At 33.6% G+C, this 5,171-nt stretch carries 9 protein-coding genes; all 9 read left to right on the plus strand.

What is annotated here, in order from left to right:
• Positions 1-1,040 (plus strand): acyl-CoA dehydrogenase (locus tag FI695_07360; protein ID MQG51772.1); only part of this gene is annotated, 1,040 nt, incomplete at its 5' end.
• 1 nt (position 1,041) lies between these two features.
• On the plus strand, positions 1,042-1,440 hold the full coding sequence (locus FI695_07365) for a methylmalonyl-CoA mutase (GenBank protein ID MQG51773.1): 399 nt from the start codon (positions 1,042-1,044) through the stop codon (positions 1,438-1,440).
• Between the two features lie 25 nt (positions 1,441-1,465).
• Positions 1,466-1,915 carry a DUF177 domain-containing protein gene (locus tag FI695_07370; protein MQG51774.1) on the plus strand — a complete coding sequence of 150 codons (450 nt, stop codon included), beginning with the start codon at positions 1,466-1,468 and terminating at the stop codon, positions 1,913-1,915.
• A 33-nt stretch (positions 1,916-1,948) separates the two neighbouring features.
• Positions 1,949-2,143 (plus strand): 50S ribosomal protein L32, encoded by a 195-nt coding sequence (locus tag FI695_07375; protein ID MQG51775.1) that lies wholly within the window; start codon positions 1,949-1,951, stop codon positions 2,141-2,143.
• 36 nt (positions 2,144-2,179) lie between these two features.
• Entirely contained in the window at positions 2,180-3,109 is a 930-nt protein-coding gene (fabD, locus tag FI695_07380) for an ACP S-malonyltransferase (protein MQG51776.1), read from the plus strand.
• A gap of 7 nt (positions 3,110-3,116) precedes the next feature.
• A complete protein-coding gene (nusB, locus tag FI695_07385; GenBank protein MQG51777.1) occupies positions 3,117-3,536 on the plus strand; it encodes a transcription antitermination factor NusB in 420 nt (139 codons plus the stop codon).
• Between the two features lie 23 nt (positions 3,537-3,559).
• Positions 3,560-3,817 carry an acyl carrier protein gene (gene acpP / locus FI695_07390; GenBank protein MQG51778.1) on the plus strand — a complete coding sequence of 86 codons (258 nt, stop codon included), beginning with the start codon at positions 3,560-3,562 and terminating at the stop codon, positions 3,815-3,817.
• 21 nt (positions 3,818-3,838) lie between these two features.
• Positions 3,839-4,438: a uracil-DNA glycosylase gene (locus FI695_07395; protein ID MQG51779.1), complete on the plus strand. Its 600-nt coding sequence runs from the start codon at positions 3,839-3,841 to the stop codon at positions 4,436-4,438.
• Positions 4,439-4,512: 74 nt separating this feature from the next.
• Positions 4,513-5,171 (plus strand): hypothetical protein (locus FI695_07400; protein MQG51780.1); only part of this gene is annotated, 659 nt, incomplete at its 3' end.

Raw genomic sequence — 5,171 nt, forward strand, 5'->3', positions numbered from 1 at the left:
TGGAAAGCTTTCATCGTCTTGCCAGTATGGGCTTACTAGGAATTACTATCGATGAAAAATATGGAGGTGCTGGCGGCGGTTTCAAAGAGTTTTCTATAGTAACAGAAGAAATCGCTAAAGCTTGTGGCGCTACTTCTGCTATATATGGATCTCATATAGGATTAGTACTACAAAGTATAGCCAGATTTGGCAATGAAGAACAAAAATCAAGATTTTTACCACCACTAATTAACGGAACATCCGTTGGCGCTTGGGGTCTTACAGAACCTGAATCAGGTTCTGATGTTGCTTCAATGTCTACTACATCTACTTCAGGGGATGGTCTGTATAGATTAAACGGAACTAAACATTTTATAACTAATGGCGATGTAGCTGATACTTTTGTAATTTATGCAACCCAAAATCGTGAATTAAAAAGCAAGGGTGTAAATTGTTTAGTAGTTGAGAGAAATACTCCTGGATTTCAAACAATCAAACAAGATGGAAAACTGGGAATGAAAGCTTCTAGTACTGCTGAATTAATATTTGAAGATTGTCCTGTCCCAGAAGAAAATCGATTAGGTGAAGAAAATACTGGTTTTTATTCAGCAATGCAAATATTAGAATCAAGTAGAATTGCAATTGCCGCACAATCCGTAGGCATAGGCCAAGCCTGTCTTGAAGCAGCTACAAATTACGCAGTTTCAAGAAAAACTTTTAATAACCCAATAGCTTCATATCAAGCTATACAATGGATGTTGGCTGATATGGCTACTGAAATAGACGCAGCGAGATTATTAACTCGTAGAGCCAGTATCCTAAAAGATATGAAAGAACCTCATAACAAAGAAGCATCTATGGCTAAGTTGTTTGCATCTGAAAGTGCTAATAGAGCTGCAACCAAAGCAGTACAAATCCTTGGTGGTTATGGATACTTTAAATCTAGCCATGTAGAAAGATACTTTAGAGATGCAAAAATAACAGAAATTTATGAAGGCACAAGCGAAATTCATCGAATGATTATATCGCGCTCAATCATTAATCAAGCAAATAATAACTAATATGGATAATAATGAAATAAGAGTACTAATTGCCAAACCTGGACTTGATGGACATGACCGCGGAGCTAAGGTTATTACTCGATATTTGTCAGAGCAAAACATCAAAACGAAATTTTCCGGAATTAGAAAAACACCTGAACAAATAACAGAATTAGCTGCAAAAATGGACGCAAATATCATTGGTATAAGTATATTATCAGGAGCGCATTTAGAACTTGTAGCGGAACTTTTTGACTGTTTGTATAAAAAAGAAATGGATCATGTAAAAATACTCGTCGGTGGCATTATACCTGAATCAGATAAAGAGGCCCTAAACTCATTAGGAGTAAAAGGAGTTTTTGGACCAGGCACCTCACTCGAAGAAATTGAATTATCTATACGAAATGCACATGGGGAATAAATTTTATTAAGGAAGGTATTTATTCTTGCTTTTACAATTAGGAAATTTATTAAAATCAGCTACAGGAACAAAAAAACTTCATAATATTTATTATGATGAAATAATTGTCGATGAATTCAATATCATATCCAGTAGTGGTGTAATTTGTCTTACAAAAATTAATATGGGTGTCTGGGCTAATACCAAAATACAATTATCAATAGCTTCTAATTGTGATCGTTGTTTGGAAAAATATAATCAAGAAATACATATAGAATCTGATGATATTTTCTATCATTTTGACTATTTAGGCAAAAACCATGAATTATATGATAGAATAGATGGTCCTGAGTTTTTTTATATAAAAGATAATACGATTGAATTAACAGAATCATTCAGGCAAAACATATTAGTTAATATGCCAATAAAGTTATTGTGCAATTTAAATTGTCAGGGTATAAAGAATAAAAATAATAGAATTACAAATACTAAATAAATCAATATCGAAGATATATAAGGAGATAATATCATGGGGGCTTTACCTAAAAAAAAGCGAACTCAGTCAAGAAGAGGAGCTAGAAAAAGCCATGTAAGTTTGAAAGCACCGACCTTAACTTTGTGCACTCAATGTGGTCAAAAAATTCCAAGCCATCAAGTTTGTTCAATATGTGGATACTATAAAGGCGAATTGATTAAAGAAACTAAAGTTCAAGAAATAATTTAACGATTACATACTTTGAAAATATATATTTGGTGATATATGGATAATGCAATAATTTTTCCAGGACAAGGTGCACAAGAAGTAGGTATGGGGAGAAGCCTTTTTGAAAACTCTGAATCTGCTAAAGATATTTTTCTGCGCGCTGACGAAGCTTTAGGTTTCTCTTTATCTCAGATAATTTTTGAAGGACCTTCAGAAGAACTCGAACGTACCATAAATACTCAACCTGCTATCCTAACAATGAGTATCGCCTGTTTTGAGGCATATAAATCCATGCATGCTCTAAAGGTTTCAGAAATTGCGAGATTTTGTGCAGGTCATAGTCTAGGCGAATACACCGCACTAGTTGCAAGTCAGGCAATCAGTTTAGAAGATGGGGTAAAATTAGTTAGAGAACGTGGAAGATTAATGCAAGAGGCATGTGACAGAGTTGATAGTGGCATGGCAGCTATAATCGGACTAGAAGAAGAAATTGTCCAAGAAGTCTGTAAGGAAACAAATACCCAAGCTGCCAATATAAATAGTCCAGGTCAAATTGTAATTAGTGGACTAAAATCTGATATCGATAACGCAGTCAAAATTGCATCTGATCGTGGAGCAAAAAGAGCAATTCCTTTGAAGGTTAGTGGAGCGTTTCATTCATACCTTATGAGCTCAGCTTTATCTGAAATGAATGAAGCAATCAAAAATGTTACTTTTAATAATTCTTCAATTCCTTTAATTGCTAACTGTTCTAGTAAACCTATGAGTAATGTATCCGAAATACGCGAAGAATTGTCAGAACAATTATGTGGATGTGTTTATTGGCAAAGAGGTATTGAACATATGACAAATGAAGGTATTACAACTTTCTATGAATTCGGCCCAGGTAAAGTGTTATCAGGGATGGTGAAAAGAATCTCAGAAAATTCAATCACACATTCGATTTCAGATTATGAATCTTTGATTAATTTGCAACCTGAAAATTAAGGAAATTATGGACCCTCTAAGGTTACGCAAAGATCGCGAGTTAATAATAAAAATACTATACGAAATTGATAGTACTTCACATCCACTAGAAGCAATTATATACAATACGTTTAAACGTATAAAACTTAATGCTTCTAGAAGAGACTACATATCATCTACATCAGAAGGAATTATTGCGAATCTTTCCACTATTGACGAAACTTTGTCAAAATATGCGATAAGTTGGCCAATAGAACAAATATCCCTTATTGATCGAAATATTTTACGCTTATCAATTTATGAGCTGCAAAATTCTGATACAAACACGACTAGTATTGTTATCAATGACGCTGTAGAATTAGCAAAGAATTATGGAAGTGATCAATCAGGTAAATTTATTAATGGAGTCTTGGGCTCCTACGCCAGAAAAACACTGAATAAAACATAAAATATAACTTGAGGAGGAATATTGTGGCGACAGTTTTAGAAAGAGTACAACAACTTACAGCGGAACGTTTGGGAGTCGATGAAGCATCGGTTGTTCCTACAGCTTCCTTTATTGATGATCTAAACGCAGATTCTCTTGACTTGGTAGAATTGATTATGGCACTTGAAGAAGAATTTTCAAAAGATGGAGACCCACTAGAAATTCCTGATGAAGATGCTGAAAAAATCACAACCGTACAAAGTGCTGTTGACTACATCCAATCTAAAGGGATTCAAGATTAGATAAACTCAAATCTTAGTCGTATGAAAAATCTGACGGATATTTCAGAACTAATTAAAAATTGTATAAAATGTGAGCTATCTCTAACGAGGATTAATGCTGTACCAGGTGAAGGTTTTTTTCAATCTAAGTTAATGCTTATTGGAGAAGCACCTGGTTATTACGAAGATAATAGCGGCCAACCGTTTGTGGGTGCAGCTGGGAAATTACTTACAAAATTACTTAATTCCATCGGTTTATCGAGGGATGATGTATTTATTACTAACATTGTAAAATGCCGACCTCCTAATAACAGAGACCCTTCCCCAAATGAAATAAATCAATGTTCACCATACCTCAGTAAACAAATTGAGCTTATTAATCCTGCTCTGATCATAACTTTGGGTAGACATTCTTTGTCATACTTTGTTCCCAAACTTCCTATTGGCAAAGCTCATGGTACTATTATCAATCAAAATGGCTATACAATTTACCCAACTTATCATCCTGCTGCCGCTTTAAGACAAACAAGATTCCATCAAATCCTTTCCGAAGAGTTCCTACGCATCCCTAATCTTATAAAATCCTTAGAAACAAAAGTAGAAAAACCGGAAACCCTCAACGATCAGTTGCAATTATTTTAAACTTAGGCTAATTAGACATATTTCTTTTTTTTGTCTAAAATTATCGAGAATTACTTAAAAAATGAGAATGATATATGTTCACCAGCATTCTAACAAATATAAAGAAGCTCACACGTGAACTTTCAGACAATCCATCTGCACAAGCTGCAGTTCTTTTTGCAGCTTCAATAATAATTATTTATCTCCAAAGACAGTATATCCTTGAAACTTTCATACCAAACATCAATGAAATAATTCTCACATATATTGGGTACGGATTTGCAACCTTTTCGATATTTTTCATTATTTTAATGACAGTAGTTATCCGTTTCAAAAAAGATTCATTACAATTTAAATCACAGTTATTATCCACACTACTAACAGTTATTTCTATCCAACTATTAATGGGAGCATTTAAAGGCCCCCAAGGAATTGTATTTAAAGAAACCACTGGAGGAAAATTAGGAAAGTACTTATGGGAAGATTTCTATATTCCAGGCCCTGTCTTATTACTTCTCTTAATTGCAAGTGCTTTTTACATTTCATGGCCCAAATTTTCTTTGGACAAGTTAAAACTATCCAAACAATATTTACTTTCTTTGTTATATTTTTTAAAGAAAATATTTAAATCAAAAAACAAAAAACCAAGAATAGTCGAAAAAAGAACCTATCAAGAAACAAAAGAAAATACAAAACCTACAATAGAAGAACATAGAAAAAACTCCAACCAAAGTAATTATCAACCAATTAAAAA

It is taken from the genome of SAR202 cluster bacterium (assembly GCA_009392515.1).
Lineage (GTDB): Bacteria > Chloroflexota > Dehalococcoidia > Lucifugimonadales > UBA6952 > UBA6952.